Annotated in this window: 23 protein-coding genes; 21 read left to right on the top strand and 2 right to left on the bottom strand. The window is 59.2% G+C overall.

Features of this window, described 5'->3' with window-relative positions; genetic code table 11:
• Positions 1–24: 24 nt before the first annotated feature.
• Positions 25–1146: a magnesium transporter CorA family protein gene (locus AC097P_RS02525; RefSeq protein WP_479608780.1), complete on the bottom strand. Its 1122-nt coding sequence runs from the start codon at positions 1144–1146 to the stop codon at positions 25–27.
• A gap of 76 nt (positions 1147–1222) precedes the next feature.
• On the bottom strand, positions 1223–2239 hold the full coding sequence (hemB, locus tag AC097P_RS02520; RefSeq protein WP_479608779.1) for a porphobilinogen synthase: 1017 nt from the start codon (positions 2237–2239) through the stop codon (positions 1223–1225).
• Between the two features lie 422 nt (positions 2240–2661).
• Here hemB and AC097P_RS02515 point away from each other — a divergent pair, with 422 nt between their 5' ends.
• The 21 genes from AC097P_RS02515 to AC097P_RS02415 all read left to right on the top strand — a co-directional run bounded on the left by AC097P_RS02515 (position 2662) and on the right by AC097P_RS02415 (position 17519).
• Positions 2662–3090, top strand: a complete 429-nt coding sequence (locus tag AC097P_RS02515) for a CopD family protein (protein ID WP_479608778.1) — start codon at positions 2662–2664, stop codon at positions 3088–3090.
• Positions 3091–3098: 8 nt separating this feature from the next.
• The gene (locus tag AC097P_RS02510) at positions 3099–4193 is read left to right on the top strand and encodes a VanZ family protein (RefSeq protein WP_479608777.1); all 1095 of its coding nucleotides are present in this window, start codon (positions 3099–3101) and stop codon (positions 4191–4193) included.
• Between the two features lie 9 nt (positions 4194–4202).
• The gene (locus AC097P_RS02505) at positions 4203–4553 is read left to right on the top strand and encodes a (2Fe-2S) ferredoxin domain-containing protein (protein ID WP_479608776.1); all 351 of its coding nucleotides are present in this window, start codon (positions 4203–4205) and stop codon (positions 4551–4553) included.
• An 86-nt stretch (positions 4554–4639) separates the two neighbouring features.
• The gene (locus AC097P_RS02500; protein ID WP_479608775.1) at positions 4640–5296 is read left to right on the top strand and encodes an alpha/beta hydrolase; all 657 of its coding nucleotides are present in this window, start codon (positions 4640–4642) and stop codon (positions 5294–5296) included.
• Between the two features lie 113 nt (positions 5297–5409).
• Positions 5410–6621 carry a D-alanyl-D-alanine carboxypeptidase family protein gene (locus tag AC097P_RS02495; RefSeq protein ID WP_479608774.1) on the top strand — a complete coding sequence of 404 codons (1212 nt, stop codon included), beginning with the start codon at positions 5410–5412 and terminating at the stop codon, positions 6619–6621.
• A 219-nt stretch (positions 6622–6840) separates the two neighbouring features.
• Positions 6841–7218 carry a 30S ribosomal protein S12 gene (gene rpsL, locus AC097P_RS02490; protein ID WP_011466063.1) on the top strand — a complete coding sequence of 126 codons (378 nt, stop codon included), beginning with the start codon at positions 6841–6843 and terminating at the stop codon, positions 7216–7218.
• A 187-nt stretch (positions 7219–7405) separates the two neighbouring features.
• Positions 7406–7879, top strand: coding sequence for a 30S ribosomal protein S7 (rpsG, locus tag AC097P_RS02485; protein ID WP_315492038.1), 474 nt, complete (start codon positions 7406–7408; stop codon positions 7877–7879).
• Positions 7880–7988: 109 nt separating this feature from the next.
• Positions 7989–10091, top strand: a complete 2103-nt coding sequence (fusA, locus tag AC097P_RS02480; RefSeq protein WP_479608773.1) for an elongation factor G — start codon at positions 7989–7991, stop codon at positions 10089–10091.
• A 173-nt stretch (positions 10092–10264) separates the two neighbouring features.
• Positions 10265–11455: an elongation factor Tu gene (tuf, locus tag AC097P_RS02475; RefSeq protein ID WP_479608476.1), complete on the top strand. Its 1191-nt coding sequence runs from the start codon at positions 10265–10267 to the stop codon at positions 11453–11455.
• A 15-nt stretch (positions 11456–11470) separates the two neighbouring features.
• Entirely contained in the window at positions 11471–11785 is a 315-nt protein-coding gene (gene rpsJ / locus AC097P_RS02470) for a 30S ribosomal protein S10 (protein WP_029708110.1), read from the top strand.
• A gap of 185 nt (positions 11786–11970) precedes the next feature.
• A complete protein-coding gene (gene rplC, locus AC097P_RS02465; RefSeq protein WP_479608772.1) occupies positions 11971–12651 on the top strand; it encodes a 50S ribosomal protein L3 in 681 nt (226 codons plus the stop codon).
• Positions 12651–13271: a 50S ribosomal protein L4 gene (gene rplD, locus AC097P_RS02460; RefSeq protein ID WP_209393187.1), complete on the top strand. Its 621-nt coding sequence runs from the start codon at positions 12651–12653 to the stop codon at positions 13269–13271. The genes rplC and rplD overlap by 1 nt, the downstream gene beginning before the upstream one ends.
• An 8-nt stretch (positions 13272–13279) precedes the next feature.
• The gene (gene rplW / locus AC097P_RS02455) at positions 13280–13603 is read left to right on the top strand and encodes a 50S ribosomal protein L23 (protein WP_094476423.1); all 324 of its coding nucleotides are present in this window, start codon (positions 13280–13282) and stop codon (positions 13601–13603) included.
• Between the two features lie 2 nt (positions 13604–13605).
• A complete protein-coding gene (rplB, locus tag AC097P_RS02450) occupies positions 13606–14430 on the top strand; it encodes a 50S ribosomal protein L2 (protein WP_479608771.1) in 825 nt (274 codons plus the stop codon).
• Positions 14431–14441: 11 nt separating this feature from the next.
• Positions 14442–14720, top strand: coding sequence for a 30S ribosomal protein S19 (rpsS, locus tag AC097P_RS02445; protein WP_094476242.1), 279 nt, complete (start codon positions 14442–14444; stop codon positions 14718–14720).
• A 9-nt stretch (positions 14721–14729) separates the two neighbouring features.
• Complete coding sequence (gene rplV / locus AC097P_RS02440; protein WP_075585605.1) at positions 14730–15059, top strand: 50S ribosomal protein L22; 330 nt, start codon at positions 14730–14732, stop codon at positions 15057–15059.
• Between the two features lie 16 nt (positions 15060–15075).
• Positions 15076–15972 (top strand): 30S ribosomal protein S3, encoded by an 897-nt coding sequence (rpsC, locus tag AC097P_RS02435; RefSeq protein WP_479608770.1) that lies wholly within the window; start codon positions 15076–15078, stop codon positions 15970–15972.
• A gap of 2 nt (positions 15973–15974) precedes the next feature.
• Positions 15975–16391: a 50S ribosomal protein L16 gene (rplP, locus tag AC097P_RS02430; RefSeq protein WP_029708121.1), complete on the top strand. Its 417-nt coding sequence runs from the start codon at positions 15975–15977 to the stop codon at positions 16389–16391.
• Positions 16392–16407: 16 nt separating this feature from the next.
• On the top strand, positions 16408–16617 hold the full coding sequence (rpmC, locus tag AC097P_RS02425; protein WP_479608769.1) for a 50S ribosomal protein L29: 210 nt from the start codon (positions 16408–16410) through the stop codon (positions 16615–16617).
• A gap of 10 nt (positions 16618–16627) precedes the next feature.
• Positions 16628–16897, top strand: a complete 270-nt coding sequence (rpsQ, locus tag AC097P_RS02420) for a 30S ribosomal protein S17 (RefSeq protein WP_479608768.1) — start codon at positions 16628–16630, stop codon at positions 16895–16897.
• Between the two features lie 115 nt (positions 16898–17012).
• A complete protein-coding gene (locus AC097P_RS02415) occupies positions 17013–17519 on the top strand; it encodes a redoxin family protein (RefSeq protein ID WP_479608767.1) in 507 nt (168 codons plus the stop codon).
• The last annotated feature ends 41 nt before the right edge of the window (positions 17520–17560 follow it).

Genomic DNA, 17560 nt, shown 5'->3' with positions numbered 1-17560 from the left:
TCGATGCAGTAAGGTCCGTCACATTCACCGCCCGGTCCGCGCCAGATACCTTTTGCGCCAGAAAAACACCACCAGCACCACAGCAACCAGCACCATGGTGCCCATGGCCCAGAGCAGGCCGCTTTGTTGGTGTATCAGCGGCAGGTATTCGAAGTTCATACCAAAGAAGCCAGTCATGAAGTTCAGCGGTAAAAAGATCGCGGTCAGCACGGTCAGCGTGCGCATGATGTCGTTGGTGCGGCTGCCTTGCACGCTGAAGTGCATCTGCACGGCGGTCTCCACGCTTTGCTCCAGGCGGCGCACATGGTGCACCACGCGCTCGATGTGTTCCAGCACGTCGCGGCTGCGTACCTGCAGCAGGTCGCGCTCGCGCTGGCCGGCGGCGGTGTCAGCGTCGGGCCAGGTCTTTACCGCTTCAATCCAGTCCTGTAGCGCGGAGCGCTGGTCTTCGCAGACTTCATCGAGATAGTGCAAGGTGAGGCGCGCGTCCAGCAGGGCGCTCCAGTTGGTGAAGCGGGTGCGGGGGTTCAGCAGTTCGGATTGCCAGTGGTCCAGCTGGTGGGTCAGTTCGCGGCGCAGCTCCAGAAATCCGTCGACCATCTGGTTGATGACGCGCAGCATCAGGTCGGCCGGGCTGGTGGGCAGGCGGGCGCCCGCAGCGCGCGATTCGGCGCTGGCGGCCTGCGTCAGCTTGCTGGCATAGGCATCGCGCACCGAGCAGTCAGCGGGGTGCACGGTCAGCAGCACGCGGTCAAACACGGCAAAGCCCACCGGGCTGGTGTCGATACGGCGCAAGATGGGCGGGCCGCTGCGTGTGCTTTCGTGGGTGACAGGCTGACCGGGGTTGGCCAGGTCGGTGGCGCTGTTGCCCGCTGCCAGCCGGCGGAATACCAGCACGTCGTACTGCGAGGTGTAGTCGTAGTGCGATGGCAGTTGGTTGTTGATCAGGTCTGAGATGTGCAGGTCGACCAGTTGCTGGCCACACAGTGCCTGCAGCATGGTCTGTACTTGGGCCTGGGTCACCTCGAACTCGCGCCTGGCGCAGGCCACCCACACAAATCCGTTGGCCGGCATGCCGCCGGCCGTCAGCGCGGCCAGGTCCTGGGTTTCGGTGATGCCGCTGTTCTGGATGTGGAAAATGCGCATGGCGGTGGGAGTCCGTGTGTGGCGAATCGTTATATGCGAAATCGGGCTGCAGCCCTCGTGCAGAGCGCGTAAGCAGCTACTGATTTTGTAGCAGCCTGGCGGCGTCCAGCGCAAAGTAGGTCAGCACACCATCGGCCCCGGCGCGCTTGAAGGCCAGCAGGCTCTCCATCATCACCGCGTCATGGTCCAGCCAGCCGTTTTGGGCGGCGGCCTTGAGCATGGCGTATTCGCCACTGACCTGGTAGGCGAAGGTGGGCACCTTGAACGCGTCCTTGACGCGGCGCACCACGTCCAGGTAAGGCATGCCGGGTTTGACCATGACCATGTCGGCGCCCTCGGCAATGTCCATGGCCACTTCGCGCAGGGCCTCGTCGCTGTTGCCGGGGTCCATCTGGTAGGACTTTTTATTGCTCTTGCCCAGGTTTCTGGCCGATCCCAGCGCGTCGCGGAACGGGCCATAAAAAGCGCTGGCGTACTTGGCGCTGTAGGCCATGATGCGCGTGTGGATGTGACCTTCGGCCTCCAGCGCGGCGCGAATGGCGGCTATGCGGCCGTCCATCATGTCGCTGGGGGCGATGATGTCGGTGCCGGCGCGCGCCTGGGTCAGCGCCTGCTGCACCAGCTGGGCCACGGTGGTCTCGTTGACGATATAGCCGTTTTCTTCGGGCCGCGTGTCGGGCAGGCCGTCCTGCCCGTGGGTGGTGAAGGGGTCCAGCGCCACGTCGGTCATCAGGCCCAAATCGGGGAACTCTTTCTTTAGCGCCTTGACGACGCGGGGGATCAGGCCGTCGGGGTTAAGGGCCTCGTCGCCGTTGTACGTCTTCAGTGACTGGTCCACCACCGGGAACAGCGCCATGACCGGGATGCCGCGCTTGACGCATTCCTCAGCTACGGGCAGCAGCAGGTCCAGGCTCAGGCGCTCGACGCCGGGCATGGAGCCAATCGGCACGCGCTGGCCCTTGCCGTCGACGACAAACACCGGGTAGATCAGGTCGTGGGGGGTGAGTGTGTTTTCGCGCACCAAGTTGCGGGTGAAGGCATCGCGGCGCAGGCGGCGGGGGCGGCCATGGGGGAAAGAGGCAAAAGGGATCATGGGGAAAATTGTGCCTGATTCCCAAAAGGCCGCTGTAAGACTGGTGTCAGTCGCCCCTTGTCCGTGTCACATGTTGGTAACAGTCATGTGGTTAATTCGTAAAGCAGCTTGCAAAGCTCCTGCAACTTTGCTAAATTCGCGTCCGGGTAGCTTGCTACCTCCCGCTTTTCCTCCCTGAGCGGGGCCTTGATGTGTGACAGCTAATAGGCTTACCACCCCAGCCCACGTGCTGGGGTTTTTTTTGCCCCGAAAGTTCCGGCCCGGTAAATCTTGGCCCCTATTCCCGAATTGGGGGGCTGCGACCCGCGCAGCGGCGGAGCGTGGGGGCGACAAATTTCCCGCCGGGCCGCCCCAAGGAAAATTAACCCCCTCGGGGGGCAGCGACCCGCGCAGCGGCGGAGCGTGGGGGCTACACTCCGGCCATGCTCTGGGTCAAAGCCTTCCACATCGTTTTCGTCGCCAGCTGGTTCGCTGGTTTGTTCTACCTGCCGCGTATCTTTGTGAACCTGGCCATGGTGCCGAACGACTCTGCTGCCGAGCGCGCGCGCCTGCTGCTGATGGCGCGCAAACTGTTGCGGTTCATGACGCTTCTGGCCGTGCCGGCCCTGGCCCTGGGCCTTTGGTTATGGCTGGGCTATGGCATTGGGCGCGGGCCGGGCAATGGCTGGCTGCATGCCAAGCTGGTCGTGGTCGTGCTGGCTATTGGTTTCCACCACGGGTGCGCCGCCATTCTGAAGAAATTTGAAGCCGGCACCATGACCCGAAGCCACGTCTGGTTTCGCTATTTCAATGAAATGCCGGTATTTTTGTTGGTGGCTGCCGTGGTTCTGGTGGTGGTCAAGCCGTTCTGACACGCGCCATGCACAAGACGGCAGCCTGGCCCTTGGCCCTGGTCTACATGGGGCTGATCGTGTATGCCAGCCTTTACCCTTTTACCGAATGGCGCGACCAGGGGATTGCGCCATGGTCCTTCTTGGCCGCACCCTTGCCCAAGTTCTGGACCGGCTTTGATGTGGCCGTCAACATAGTCGGCTATGCGCCACTGGGTGGCTTGCTGGCTCTGAGCGCCCTGCGCAGTGGCCGCTTCCGCCATGCCATATGGGTATCTGTGGCCGTAGGGACCCTGTTGTCGTTGTCAATGGAGATCCTTCAAAGCTACCTGCCGGTCCGCGTTCCTTCGCGCGAGGATTGGCTGCTCAATACAGCAGGCGCTACCAGTGGTGCGCTGGTAGCGGTGCTGTTGGCCCGGCTCGGTGCGATAGACCGCTGGAGCCAGATCCGCGCCCGCTGGTTTGGCCCGGAGTCGCGTGGCGGCATTGTGCTGCTGGCGCTGTGGCCGCTGGCCCTGCTGTTCCCGGCGGCGGTGCCCTTTGGATTGGGCCAGGTGCTGGAGCGTGTTGAGGAAGCGCTGGGCGCGCAACTCGTCGACACCCCCTTCCTGGACTGGCTGCCGGTGCGCGAAACCGAGCTACAACCGCTGGTGCCGGGCGGGGAAATGGTCTGCGTGATGCTGGGGCTGTTGATACCCTGCTTGCTGGCTTTTTGCCTCATACGCGCTCGCTTGCGCCGTGCGGCGTTTGCGATGCTGCTGGTGGGGGCGGGCGTGGCGGTGACCGCCTTGTCGGCGGCGCTGAGCTGGGGGCCGGCGCATGCCTGGGCCTGGCTGAGCATGCCGGTGCAGTTCGGCATGGCGGTGGCCGCAGTGCTGGCCCTGATCCTGGCCTTGGTGCCGTGGCGGGCCAGTGCTTCGCTGCTGCTGCTGTCGTTGGGCGTGTACCTGAGTCTGCTCAATCAGGCTCCGGAAGGTGCCTATTTCTCGCAGACGCTGCATGCCTGGGAGCAGGGCCGCTTTATCCGCTTCCACGGTTTGGCCCAGTGGTTGGGCTGGCTGTGGCCCTACGCCACGCTGCTGTATGTGCTGTCGCTGATCTGGCAGCGCGATGTTAAAAATTAGAATCTACCCATGACTGAACCCGTTGTTCCCGCCAAGCCCTATTACGCGCACCATATCTTCTTCTGCCTCAACGAACGCACCAACGGTGAAGCCAGCTGCGCCCAGCACAATGCGCAGGCCGGTTTCGACCGGTGCAAGCAGCAGGTGCGTGCTGCGGGGCTGGCCGGCGTGGGCCAGGTCCGCGTCAACAAGGCCGGCTGCCTGGACCGCTGCGCCGGCGGCCCAGTGGCCGTCGTGTATCCGGAAGGGGTCTGGTACTCCTACGTCGACGCGCACGACATTGACGAGATCGTCGAATCGCACCTGAAGAACGGCAAGGTGGTGGAGCGTCTGGTGACGCCTGCCCACCTGGGCCGTTGAGTTGCTTCCACCCTGAACGTATATGCCAAATCACCCGCTAGCCCTCGTGCAGTGAGCGTAAGCAGCTACTAAAACAATAGCATTCTGTGAACAGTCAAACCCGCCGATTCCTTGTGCCAGGCCCGGTCGGCGCGATCGAGGCGCTGGAGGACCTGCCCACGTTGGCCGATGGCGCCGCGCCGCGCGGGGTGGCCGTCATTGCCCACCCGCACCCACTGTTTGGCGGCACCATGGACAACAAGGTTGTGCAGACGCTGGCCCGCGCCTTTGTGCTGTGCGGCTGGCGCGCATTGCGGTTCAACTTTCGCGGCGTCGGTGCCACCGAAGGCACCTACGACGAAGGGCGTGGTGAACTACAAGACCTGTTGGCCGTCATCGCCCACGGAACCGGTGGCGACGCTGCGCAGCCGGTTGCGCTGGCGGGTTTTTCGTTTGGCGCCTTTGTTACCAGCCACGCCGTGGAGGCGCTGGGCCTGCAGAACCCGCCCCAACACGTGGTGCTGGTCGGCACTGCCGCCAGCCGTTTCGCCGTGGCGCCGATTGCCCCCGAGCTGCATGCGCGCACGCTGGTGCTGCACGGCGAGCAGGACGACACAGTGCCGCTGGCGTCGGTGATGGACTGGGCGCGGCCCCAATCACTACCGGTTACCGTTATTCCCGGGGTTGCGCACTTCTTTCATGGACAATTGCCGCTCTTGCGCAGTCTGGTGGTCCGCCACTTGCAGGCCCTGGCCGTGCCATAAACACGATCTTCTGTATGTAACCGCTTCGCTGTTGACCCGCATCCTTTTTCTCCAAACCTGTTCTATCCCCCGCAGGCCCTGTTTTGTGGGCCGCGCCCAGACCTACCCTCCCCATGAAATCATTCTTCGCCGCCCTTGTGGCCACCCTTTTCTGCTTTTCCGCAGGGGCACAGACGCCGCAGCCACCCGAGGTGGCCGCCCGTGCCTATTTGCTGCTGGACGTCACCGCCAACCAGATCCTGGCCGCGAAAGACATTGATATGCCAGTGGAGCCTGCATCGCTGACCAAGCTGATGTCGGCTTACCTGGTGTTCGACGCGCTGCGCAACAAAAAGCTGGACCTTAAGCAGACCCTGCCCGTCAGCGAACGCGCCTGGAAGATGCCCGGCTCGCGCATGTTCATCGACCCCAAGATGATGGTGCCGGTGGAAGACCTGCTCAAGGGCCTGATCGTGCAGTCCGGCAACGATGCCACGATGGCCCTGGCCGAAGGCGTGGGCGGCACCGCCGAGCATTTCGTGCAAATGATGAACGACCAGGCCCGCGTGCTGGGCATGAAAAACACCACATACAAGAACCCCGAAGGCCTGACCGAGGCCGGCCACACCACAACGGCGCGCGATCTGAGCATTTTGGCCACCCGCCTGATGGCGGACTTTCCCGACTACGTGGGCTTTTACGCGATCAAGAAATACCGCTACCCCGGCACGCCTGCGGCCAATGACACCAACCGTAACCTGTTGTTGTTCCGCGACCCCACGGTCGACGGCCTCAAAACCGGCTTCACTGACGCCGCCGGCTATTGCATGGTGGCCACCGCCCGCCGCGACTTCACCAACCTGGCCACCCCCGCTGCACCCGCTAGCGCACCCGCCGGTACGCCCGCAGGCACGCCTGCTACGGCGGGTGGTCGCCGTTTGCTGTCGATCGTGCTGGGCACGGCCAGCGAGAACGCCCGTGCCAATGAATCGCAAAAGCTGCTGAACTGGGGTTTCACAGCCTATGAAGGCGTCAAGTTGTTTGATGCCAATCAGGCCGTAGTAAGCGCCAACATCTGGAAGGGCGCCCAAGCCACCGTCAAGCTGGGTCGCCCGCAGGCCATCGTGGTGGCTGTACCTACCGGCAGCGGCGCCAAGCTCAAGACCCAGGTCGTACGCACCGACCCGTTGATCGCACCGGTCACCAAGGGCCAGCAAGTCGGCGTCGTCAAAGTGATGGCGGGCGAGCAAGTGGTCACCGAAGTCCCTCTTCTGGCGCTGGAGGCGGTGGAGCAATCCGGCATTTTTGGCCGTGCCTGGGACTCGATCCGACTCTGGATTCGTTAAACACACAAGGTTTAGTCGAAGGGAAAGGGCAATTCGGCGCCGGGCCGCCCCGAGCCGAATTAACCCCCTCAGGGGGCAGCAACCCGCGCAGCGGCGGAGCGTGGGGGGCAACAAGCAGTTGCAGGGAAACCCCTAAGCTGGTACAGTAGAAGGCTTTTCGGAAATTCCGAAGGGATTCACGTTTTCAATTAGTTTCAAACGTTTAGGGACGTTTTTTAAATGCCAACCATCAATCAACTCGTGCGTCAAGGCCGTGAGGTCGAGACCATCAAGTCGAAGAGCCCTGCGATGCAGAACTCTCCGCAGCGTCGCGGTGTGTGCACCCGTGTGTACACCACAACGCCTAAAAAACCTAACTCCGCTCTGCGTAAAGTTGCCAAAGTGCGCTTGACCAACGGTTTTGAGGTGATCTCTTACATCGGCGGTGAAGGCCACAACCTGCAGGAACACAGCGTGGTGCTGGTTCGTGGCGGTCGTGTCAAGGATTTGCCCGGTGTGCGTTACCACATCGTCCGTGGTTCGCTCGATTTGCAAGGCGTGAAAGACCGCAAGCAGTCGCGCTCCAAGTACGGTGCAAAGAAGCCAAAGGCCAAGTAAATTGACCTGAGCCCAAGGCTTGAACGAAAGTTTGAAACCCTGGATTCGAAAAATAAACGGTGTTTGTTTACTGCGTGGCGCGGTGAATGAACGAAGTGACCCGCTGTTTGGGTCGAGTAAGTGAGAGTCTTATGAATAACTCTCAAGGCGTCCGCAAGGGTGCCAACTGAAGCAAAGAGGTGAAAAAATGCCACGTCGTCGCGAAGTCCCTAAACGTGAAATTCTGCCGGATCCTAAGTTCGGCAATGTAGAGCTGTCCAAATTCATGAACGTGATCATGGAAGGCGGCAAGAAGGCGATCGCTGAGCGCATCATTTATGGCGCACTCGAGCTGATCGAAAAGAAGCACCCTGATAAAGACCCCGTCGAGGCGTTCACGGTTGCCATCAACAACGTGAAGCCCATGGTGGAAGTGAAATCCCGCCGCGTGGGTGGTGCCAACTACCAAGTGCCTGTTGAAGTGCGCCCTGTCCGTCGCCTGGCTTTGTCCATGCGCTGGATCAAGGAAGCCGCTCGCAAGCGCGGTGAAAAGTCCATGGCACAGCGCCTGGCTAACGAGCTGCTGGAGGCTACTGAAGGCCGTGGCGGCGCCATGAAGAAGCGTGACGAAGTTCACCGCATGGCAGAAGCCAACAAGGCTTTCTCGCACTTCCGCTTCTAAAAAACGGAATCGGCGCCAACCCCGCAAAGGTTGCGCCCGCCAGGCTGCAGCGTCCTTCGGGCCCTGCAGCCTGTCTTACTGAATACATAGCACAACCCAAGGATCCATCATGGCTCGCACAACCCCCATTGAGCGCTACCGCAATATCGGTATTTCTGCGCACATCGACGCTGGTAAAACCACCACCACCGAGCGTATTCTTTTCTATACCGGCGTGAACCACAAGATTGGTGAAGTGCACGATGGCGCGGCCACCATGGATTGGATGGAGCAAGAGCAAGAGCGTGGCATCACGATTACTTCTGCTGCAACAACCTGCTTCTGGAAGGGCATGGATGCGTCTTTCCCTGAGCACCGAATCAACATCATTGACACCCCCGGACACGTGGACTTCACGATTGAAGTTGAGCGTTCCATGCGCGTGCTGGATGGCGCTTGCATGGTTTACTGCGCTGTGGGTGGCGTGCAGCCCCAGTCCGAGACCGTGTGGCGTCAGGCTAACAAGTACAAGGTGCCCCGGCTGGCCTTCGTGAACAAGATGGACCGTACCGGTGCCAACTTCTTCAAGGTCGTCGAGCAGATGAAGCTGCGCCTGAAGGCCAGCCCTGTGCCAATCGTGATTCCAATCGGCGCTGAAGAAAACTTCACCGGCGTGGTCGATCTGCGCAAGATGAAGGCCATCATCTGGGACGAAGCCTCCCAGGGCATGAAGTTCACCTTTGGTGAAATCCCCGCAGACCTGGTGGAAACCGCCAAAGAGTGGCGCGAGAAGATGGTGGAAGCTGCTGCTGAAGCCTCTGAAGAGCTGATGAACAAGTACCTCGAAGAGGGTGAGCTGACCGAAGAAGAAATCACCGCCGGTCTGCGCACGCGCACCTGCGCTGGTGAAATCCAGCCCATGCTGTGCGGTACTGCGTTCAAGAACAAGGGTGTGCAGCGCATGCTGGACGCCGTCATTGAACTGATGCCTTCTCCTCTGGACGTGAAGGCCATCAAGGGCTTTGACGAAGACGAAAAGGAAACCACCCGCAAGGCCGACGACAACGAAAAGTTTGCGGCTCTGGCATTCAAGCTGATGACCGACCCGTTCGTGGGCCAGTTGACTTTCGTGCGTGTCTACTCCGGCGTTCTGAAGAAGGGCGACACCGTCTACAACGCAGTGCGCGGCAAGAAAGAGCGTATCGGTCGTATCGTGCAGATGCACGCCAACAACCGCGAAGAAGTCGATGAAATCCGCGCCGGCGACATCGCTGCATGCGTGGGCCTGAAGGATGTGACCACCGGCGAAACCCTGTGCGACCCATCGGCTGTCATTACGCTGGAGCGCATGGTGTTCCCTGACTCCGTGATCCGCCAGGCTGTGGAACCGAAGACCAAGGCCGACCAGGAAAAAATGGGTATCGCCCTCTCCCGTCTGGCTGCAGAAGACCCATCGTTCCGCGTGCAGACCGACGAAGAATCCGGCCAGACCATCATTGGTGGCCAGGGCGAATTGCACCTGGAAATTATTGTCGACCGCATGAAGCGCGAATTCGGCGTGGAAGCCAACGTGGGCAAGCCCCAAGTTGCCTACCGCGAAACCATCCGCAAGCAAGTGACTGACGTCGAAGGCAAGTTCGTTCGCCAGTCCGGTGGTAAGGGCCAATACGGTCACGTGGTGTTCACCGTCGAACCCAACGAAGCCGGCAAGGGCTTCCAGTTTGTCGACGCTATCAAGGGCGGTGTGGTTCCTCGCGAATTCATCCCTGCGGTTGAGAAGGGCGTTATCGAGGCTTTGAACCAGGGCGTGCTGGCGGGTTACCCGGTTGTGGACGTCAAGGTCACGCTGACTTTCGGTTCGTACCACGACGTCGACTCGAACGAAAACGCGTTCAAGATGGCCGCTATCTTCGGTTTCAAGGAAGGTTGCCGCAAGGCCAGCCCCGTGATTCTGGAGCCGATGATGGCTGTGGAAGTGGAAACGCCGGAAGACTACGCTGGTAACGTGATGGGCGATCTGTCCTCACGCCGCGGCATGGTTCAGGGTATGGACGACATGGTTGGTGGTGGTAAGGCTATCAAGGCTGAAGTGCCACTGTCCGAAATGTTCGGCTACTCCACGACGCTGCGTTCCATGTCGCAAGGCCGCGCTACGTACACGATGGAATTCAAGCACTACTCGGAAGCTCCGCGTAACGTGTCTGAAGCCATCATGGCAGCAAGGGCTAAGTAAGTATGTTGGCGGGACAGACCGCAGTCGCTTAGCGGCAAGCTCTGTCCCCAACTGGTTAGAAGTTCTCCTTGTCTGCGACAGTGTGCCGCTCTGTGCCCGTGCGGAGCGAATCAGCAACACTGTGCAGACATAAAACCAACACACGGGTATTGCTCTTTATTTAAGGAATCGAAATGGGAAAAGAAAAATTCACACGTACCAAGCCCCACGTCAATGTGGGCACCATTGGCCACGTTGACCACGGCAAGACCACACTGACAGCCGCCATCACCACCGTGCTGGCAGCCAAGTTCGGCGGTCAGGCCAAGGCCTATGACCAGATCGACGCGGCTCCCGAAGAAAAAGCGCGCGGTATCACGATCAACACCGCCCACGTTGAATACGAAACGGCTAACCGCCACTACGCCCACGTGGACTGCCCTGGACACGCCGACTATGTGAAGAACATGATCACTGGCGCGGCCCAAATGGACGGCGCTATTCTGGTCTGCTCCGCAGCTGACGGCCCTATGCCCCAGACCCGCGAACACATCCTGTTGGCCCGCCAGGTTGGCGTGCCTTACATCATCGTGTTCCTGAACAAGTGCGATATGGTTGACGACGCTGAACTGCTCGAACTGGTCGAAATGGAAGTTCGTGAGCTGCTGGACAAGTATGACTTCCCAGGCGACGCAACCCCCATCATCCACGGCAGCGCCAAGCTCGCCATGGAAGGCGACAAGGGCCCATTGGGCGAAGAAGCCATCTTCAAGCTCGCAGAAGCCCTGGACACCTACATCCCCCTGCCAGAACGTGCCGTTGACGGCGCATTCCTGATGCCCGTGGAAGACGTGTTCTCGATCTCTGGCCGCGGCACCGTCGTGACCGGTCGTATCGAACGCGGCGTGGTCAAGGTCGGCGAAGAAATCGAAATCGTCGGTATCGCTGACACCCAGAAGACAACCTGCACCGGCGTGGAAATGTTCCGCAAGCTGCTGGACCAAGGCCAGGCTGGCGACAACGTCGGCATCTTGTTGCGCGGCACCAAGCGTGAAGACGTGCAGCGCGGCCAAGTGCTGTGCAAGCCCGGCTCCATCAAGCCCCACACCCACTTCACCGGCGAGATCTATGTCTTGTCCAAGGATGAAGGCGGTCGCCACACACCATTCTTCAACAACTACCGCCCCCAGTTCTACTTCCGTACAACGGACGTGACCGGTGCGATCGAGTTGCCAGAAGGCAAGGAAATGGTCATGCCTGGTGACAACGTGTCGATCACTGTGAAGCTGATCAACCCCATCGCCATGGAAGAAGGCCTGCGCTTCGCGATCCGCGAAGGCGGTCGTACCGTGGGCGCGGGTGTGGTTGCCAAGATCCTCGCTTAAGCAAAGGAAACAATCATGGCTACCAAGCAAAAGATCCGTATCCGCCTGAAGGCGTTTGATTACAAGCTCATCGACCAATCGGCCGCTGAAATTGTGGACACCGCCAAGCGTACCGGCGCGATTGTCAAGGGCCCAGTGCCTTTGCCAACACGCATGAAGCGTTTCGACATTCTGCGTTCACCCCACGTGAACAAGGCCAGTCGTGACCAGTTTGAAATCCGTACGCACCAGCGTCTGATGGACATCGTTGATCCAACAGACAAGACGGTTGACGCGCTGATGAAGCTCGATCTGCCCGCTGGCGTAGACGTCGAGATCAAGCTGCAGTAATTGACCCCCAAGTTCGGGTTTCGGCCCGAACTTGCGTCAAAACCAGATGCGGGTTATACTCGCAGGCTCGGTTGGATTTGCCTGCATGTAATGTATGGGCGCCTGATTGGGTTTTATTAACAGTCTTTCACGCAAAAACGGTGCTGCCAATTGCAGTCGCACCGGTGGAAGTTACGGAGAAAACAATGAGTCTTAGCAATCACTTAGGGTTGCTGGGTCGCAAGGTTGGCATGATGCGCCTATTCACCGAAGACGGGGACGCTGTTCCTGTTACGGTGGTAGACGTGTCTAACAACCGCGTGACACAGGTGAAAACCCAGGAGAACGATGGCTACGTTGCCTTGCAGGTAACGTTCGGCGCACGCAAAGCTTCGCGTGTGACCAAGCCTATTGCCGGCCACCTTGCGAAAGCAGGCGTTGAAGCTGGTGAAATCATCCAAGAATTCCGCGTTACTGCTGATGCAGCTGCCAAATACGCAGCTGGCGCAACTGTCCCCGTGGCAGATGTGTTTGCAGTGGGCCAGAAGGTGGACGTGCAAGGCACGACCATCGGTAAGGGTTACGCCGGTACGATCAAGCGCCACCACATGAGCTCGCAACGCGCGTCGCACGGTAATAGCCGTTCGCACAACGTTCCCGGTTCTATCGGTATGGCCCAGGATCCCGGTCGCGTGTTCCCCGGTAAGCGCATGACGGGTCATCTGGGTGATGATTTGGTCACTACGCAAAACCTCGACGTATTCCGCATTGACGAAGCCCGTCAATTGCTGCTGATCAAGGGTGCGATCCCCGGATCCGCTGGCGGTTTCGTCACGGTGCGTCCCGCTATCAAAGCGAAATCTGAAACTGCGAAGGGAGCGAACTGATGCAGCTCGAACTCCTAAACGACCAAGGTCAGGCTACTTCGAAATACGAAGCCCCTGAGACCGTGTTTGGCCGCGCATACAACGAAGATCTGGTGCACCAGGTTGTGGTTGCTTTCCAGGCCAATGCCCGTCAAGGCACTCGCGCCCAGAAGGACCGCGAACAGGTCAAGCACTCGACCAAGAAGCCGTTCAAGCAAAAGGGAACGGGCCGCGCCCGTGCCGGTATGACTTCCTCGCCACTGTGGCGCGGAGGCGGCCGCATATTCCCGAATATGCCCGACGAAAACTTCGCGCAAAAGATCAACAAGAAGATGTACCGCGCCGGTATGGCTTCCATCCTGTCTCAGCTGGCCCGCGAAGGTCGTCTGGCAGTGGTTGATTCGCTGAAGGTTGACTCTCCCAAGACCAAGCCCTTGGCTGCGAAATTCAAGGCCATGAACCTGGAATCTGTGCTTGTGATCGCCGACGAAGTCGACGAAAACCTGTACCTGGCATCGCGCAATCTGGTCAACATCCTGGTGGTGGAGCCCCGTTACGCTGATCCGTTGTCGCTGGTTCACTACCGCAAGGTATTGGTGACCAAGGCTGCCATGGACAAACTCAAGGAGATGTTCGCATGAGCGCCCGTATGAACAACACGTCGAAAGTCAAGTACGACGAAGGTCGCTTGATGCAGGTTTTGGTTGCTCCCATCGTGTCTGAAAAGGCCACCATGGTTGCTGAAAAATCCAATGCTGTAACGTTCAAGGTGCTGCAAGACGCTACCAAGCCCGAAATCAAGGCCGCTGTGGAATTGATGTTCAAGGTGGAAGTGCAAGGCGTTTCTGTGGTGAACACAAAAGGCAAGACCAAGCGCTTTGGCAAGTCCGTCGGCCGTCGCGACAATGTTCGCAAGGCATACGTGATGCTCAAGCCAGGTCAAGAGCTGAACCTCGGTGGGGAGGCTGCGTAATCATGGCTGTTATCAAAATGAAACCAACTTCCCCAGGCCGTCGTGGCGTGGTGAAGATTTCGCGTGACCACCTTCACAAAGGTGCGCCCCACGCTGCCTTGCTGGAACCACAATTCCAGCAAGCCGGTCGTAACAACAACGGCCACATTACGACTCGCCATAAAGGCGGCGGACACAAGCACCACTACCGTGTGGTCGACTTTGTTCGCAACAAGGACGCAATTCCTGCCAAGGTTGAGCGCATTGAGTACGACCCTAACCGTTCCGCGCACATCGCTCTGGTGTGCTACGCAGACGGCGAGCGCAAGTACATCATTGCTCCCCGTGGTCTGGAAGTCGGCGCCACCATCATGAGTGGTTCCGAAGCGCCTATCCGCGTGGGCAACACACTGCCAATTCGCAACATCCCAGTGGGTTCCATCATCCATTGCGTGGAATTGCAAGTAGGCAAGGGCGCACAGATCATCCGCTCTGCGGGTACGTCTGCAACTCTGTTGGCCCGTGAAGGCACCTACGCCCAGGTTCGCGTTCGCTCCGGTGAAGTTCGCAAGATCCACATCGACTGCCGCGCAACCATTGGCCAAGTCGCCAACGAAGAGCACAGCCTGCGCCAACTGGGTAAAGCCGGTGTCAAGCGTTGGATGGGTATTCGCCCAACCGTTCGCGGTGTGGTGATGAACCCGGTCGACCACCCGCACGGTGGTGGCGAAGGCAAGACCGGCGAAGGCCGTCATGCAGTCGATCCTTGGGGTAATCTGACCAAGGGTTACCGTACCCGTAACAACAAGCGCACGCAGGTCATGATCGTGTCGCGTCGCAAGAAGTAAGGGGTAGGTAAATGACTCGTTCTCTCAAAAAGGGTCCCTTCGTGGACCACCACCTGGTAGCCAAGACTGAAAAGGCTGTTGCTACCAAGGACAAGAAGCCGATTAAGACTTGGTCGCGCCGCTCCATGATCCTGCCCGATTTCATCGGTCTGACGATCGCCGTGCACAACGGCAAGCAGCACGTTCCGGTCTATATCACCGATCAAATGGTTGGCCACAAGTTGGGTGAGTTCGCTCTGACCCGTACTTTCAAGGGTCATCCTGCGGACAAAAAAGTCCAGAAGAAATAAGGATTGACCATGGAAACACGTGCAACCCTTCGTGGCGTCCGTTTGTCAGTCGACAAAGGCCGTCTGGTCGCGGATCTGATTCGCGGCAAGAAAGTGGACCAAGCCCTGAACATTTTGCAATTCACGCAGAAAAAAGCTGCCGTGATCATCAAGAAGGTTCTGGAGTCCGCTATTGCCAACGCTGAGCACAATGACGGTGCCGACATCGACGAGTTGAAGGTTAAAACCATCTACGTCGAACAAGGCGCGTCACTGCGTCGCTTCACGGCCCGCGCCAAAGGCCGCGGCAACCAAATCAGAAAACCCACGTGCCATGTGTACGTGACGGTTGGTAACTGAAAGAGGCCAGGAAGATATGGGACAAAAAATCCACCCAACCGGCTTTCGCTTGTCGATTAGCCGCAACTGGTCTTCACGCTGGTACGCCAGCAACAAAGATTTCGCCGGCATGTTGGCCGAAGACATCAAAGTGCGTGAATACCTCAAGGCCAAGCTGAAGAACGCTTCGGTTTCGCGCATCTTGATCGAGCGTCCTGCCAAGAACGCCCGTATCACCATTTTCTCGGCACGTCCGGGTGTGGTGATCGGCAAGAAAGGCGAAGACATCGAAAACCTCAAGCGCGACCTGGGCAAACAGCTCGGCGTGCCAGTGGCAGTGAACATCGAAGAAGTGCGCAAGCCCGAAATCGACGCCAAGCTGATCGCCGACAGCATTACGCAGCAATTGGAAAAGCGGATCATGTTCCGCCGTGCCATGAAGCGCGCTATGCAAAACGCCATGCGTCTGGGTGCCTTGGGCATCAAGATCATGTCGTCCGGTCGTCTGAACGGCATTGAAATCGCTCGTTGCGAGTGGTACCGCGAAGGTCGCGTGCCACTCCACACACTGCGCGCCGATATCGACTACGGTACTTCCGAAGCCAAGACCACTTACGGCATTATTGGCGTGAAGGTCTGGGTCTACAAGGGTGACACGCTGGGTCGTAACGACCTGCCGGCTGCCGTTGAGCCCCGTGCTGAAGAAGAACGTCGTCCACGCGGCCCACGCCGTGATGACCGTGGCGGTGCACGCCCCGGTGCTGACCGTCCTGCTCCCCGTGGCGCCCGTCGTCCCGTTGGTAGCAATGCGGCCCCCGCCGATGGCAGCGACAAGCCTGTAGAGGCTTCCGGTGCTGACGCCGATAAACCCACCGTTAAGCGCGTTCGCAAAGTCGCCGCGCCAGCTGCAGCAGCTGACGGTAAAGGAGAATAACTATGTTGCAACCCGCTCGCCGGAAATACCGCAAAGAGCAAAAGGGCCGTAACACTGGCATAGCGACACGAGGCAGCTCGGTCGCTTTCGGTGACTTCGGTCTGAAATGTACGGATCGCGGCCGTTTGACGGCTCGCCAGATCGAAGCGGCACGCCGTGCCATTTCGCGTCACGTGAAGCGTGGCGGTCGTATCTGGATTCGTGTGTTCCCTGACAAGCCAATTTCCCAAAAGCCTGCTGAAGTGCGTATGGGTAACGGTAAAGGTAACCCCGAGTACTACGTGGCTGAAATCCAGCCCGGCAAGATCGTGTTTGAAATCGTCGGTGTGCCTGAAGAGCTGGCACGTGAAGCGTTCCGTTTGGCTGCCGCCAAGCTGCCTTTGCGTACCACTTTCGTGGCACGCATGATTGGCCAGTAATTCAGGAGATATCGAAATGACGAAAGCTGCTGAACTGCGCACCAAGGACGTCGATGGTTTGAAGACGGAAGTCAAAGCGCTGCAAAAAGCCCACTTTGGCCTGCGTATGCAAAAAGCCACGCAACAACTCACCAACACAGCCACGATCCGCACTGCGCGTCGTGCTATTGCTCGCGCCAAGACTATTCTTGTCGAGAAGCAAGCCGCTGACAAGTCCGCCAAATAAGGAGCGATAGATGACGGAAGCTAAAAAATCCCTCAAGCGCACCTTGATTGGCAAGGTGGTCAGCGACAAGCGTGCCAAGACAGTGACCGTGCTGATTGAGCGCCGTGTTAAACACGAGCTCTACGGCAAGATCGTTGGCAAGTCCAGCAAGTACCACGCCCATGACGAAAAGGGCGAGTTCCACATGGGCGACATGATTGAAATCACGGAAAGCCGTCCGATTTCAAAGACCAAGAACTGGGTTGCGACCCGCTTGGTGCAAAAGGCCATCGAAGTCTAAAGGGCTTGCCCTCTAGGCCAACAGGCTACCCTCCAACGGCCCACAATCGTGGGCCGTTTGCTTTTGTGCAAACACTATTTACCACCCCAGTCAACAACACCAGGAGCAAACAAGCATGATCAAAGTAGGTGACACTCTTCCCGCAACCACGCTGATGGAGTTTTCCGAAGTTGAGGGCGAAGGCTGCAGCATCGGCCCCAACCCCGTGGATGTGGCCAAGGCTACTGCCGGCAAGACCATCGCATTGTTTGCGCTTCCCGGCGCTTTCACCCCCACCTGTTCGGCCAAGCATGTGCCGGGTTATGTGGAAAACGAAGCTGCCTTCAAGGCTGCCGGCGTCGACGAGATCTGGTGTCTGAGCGTCAACGACGCTTTCGTCATGGGCGCTTGGGCGCGCGATCAGAAGACAGGCGGCAAGGTCCGCATGCTGGCCGACGGCAGCGCGGCGTTCGCACAGGCCACTGGCCTGACGTTGGACCTGACAGCAAGGGGCATGGGACTGCGCAGCAACCGCTACTCGATGCTGGTCAAGGACGGCAAAGTGGCTTCGTTGAACATCGAAGGCCCCGGCAAATTTGAAGTGAGCGATGCGGCCACGCTGCTCGCCCAAGCCAAGGCCTGATCCTTATCAGATAGCCGCAAAGCCCCGGACGCCGGTCACAA

This window comes from Rhodoferax sp. ZS1R8 (assembly GCF_056521325.1).
Note: the sequence above shows the minus strand (reverse complement) of the source record. Positions and strands in the feature narration are given on the sequence as shown.

Excerpts from the sequence above, each read along its gene's own strand:
- AC097P_RS02525 (WP_479608780.1), bottom strand. The coding sequence starts at position 1,146 with ATGCGCATTTTCCACATCCAGAACAGCGGCATCACCGAAACCCAGGAC.
- hemB (WP_479608779.1), bottom strand. The coding sequence starts at position 2,239 with ATGATCCCTTTTGCCTCTTTCCCCCATGGCCGCCCCCGCCGCCTGCGC.
- AC097P_RS02515 (WP_479608778.1), top strand. The coding sequence starts at position 2,662 with ATGCTCTGGGTCAAAGCCTTCCACATCGTTTTCGTCGCCAGCTGGTTC.
- AC097P_RS02510 (WP_479608777.1), top strand. The coding sequence starts at position 3,099 with ATGCACAAGACGGCAGCCTGGCCCTTGGCCCTGGTCTACATGGGGCTG.
- AC097P_RS02505 (WP_479608776.1), top strand. The coding sequence starts at position 4,203 with ATGACTGAACCCGTTGTTCCCGCCAAGCCCTATTACGCGCACCATATC.
- AC097P_RS02495 (WP_479608774.1), top strand. The coding sequence starts at position 5,410 with ATGAAATCATTCTTCGCCGCCCTTGTGGCCACCCTTTTCTGCTTTTCC.
- rpsL (WP_011466063.1), top strand. The coding sequence starts at position 6,841 with ATGCCAACCATCAATCAACTCGTGCGTCAAGGCCGTGAGGTCGAGACC.
- rpsG (WP_315492038.1), top strand. The coding sequence starts at position 7,406 with ATGCCACGTCGTCGCGAAGTCCCTAAACGTGAAATTCTGCCGGATCCT.
- fusA (WP_479608773.1), top strand. The coding sequence starts at position 7,989 with ATGGCTCGCACAACCCCCATTGAGCGCTACCGCAATATCGGTATTTCT.
- tuf (WP_479608476.1), top strand. The coding sequence starts at position 10,265 with ATGGGAAAAGAAAAATTCACACGTACCAAGCCCCACGTCAATGTGGGC.
- rpsJ (WP_029708110.1), top strand. The coding sequence starts at position 11,471 with ATGGCTACCAAGCAAAAGATCCGTATCCGCCTGAAGGCGTTTGATTAC.
- rplC (WP_479608772.1), top strand. The coding sequence starts at position 11,971 with ATGAGTCTTAGCAATCACTTAGGGTTGCTGGGTCGCAAGGTTGGCATG.
- rplD (WP_209393187.1), top strand. The coding sequence starts at position 12,651 with ATGCAGCTCGAACTCCTAAACGACCAAGGTCAGGCTACTTCGAAATAC.
- rplW (WP_094476423.1), top strand. The coding sequence starts at position 13,280 with ATGAACAACACGTCGAAAGTCAAGTACGACGAAGGTCGCTTGATGCAG.
- rplB (WP_479608771.1), top strand. The coding sequence starts at position 13,606 with ATGGCTGTTATCAAAATGAAACCAACTTCCCCAGGCCGTCGTGGCGTG.
- rpsS (WP_094476242.1), top strand. The coding sequence starts at position 14,442 with ATGACTCGTTCTCTCAAAAAGGGTCCCTTCGTGGACCACCACCTGGTA.
- rplV (WP_075585605.1), top strand. The coding sequence starts at position 14,730 with ATGGAAACACGTGCAACCCTTCGTGGCGTCCGTTTGTCAGTCGACAAA.
- rpsC (WP_479608770.1), top strand. The coding sequence starts at position 15,076 with ATGGGACAAAAAATCCACCCAACCGGCTTTCGCTTGTCGATTAGCCGC.
- rplP (WP_029708121.1), top strand. The coding sequence starts at position 15,975 with ATGTTGCAACCCGCTCGCCGGAAATACCGCAAAGAGCAAAAGGGCCGT.
- rpmC (WP_479608769.1), top strand. The coding sequence starts at position 16,408 with ATGACGAAAGCTGCTGAACTGCGCACCAAGGACGTCGATGGTTTGAAG.
- rpsQ (WP_479608768.1), top strand. The coding sequence starts at position 16,628 with ATGACGGAAGCTAAAAAATCCCTCAAGCGCACCTTGATTGGCAAGGTG.
- AC097P_RS02415 (WP_479608767.1), top strand. The coding sequence starts at position 17,013 with ATGATCAAAGTAGGTGACACTCTTCCCGCAACCACGCTGATGGAGTTT.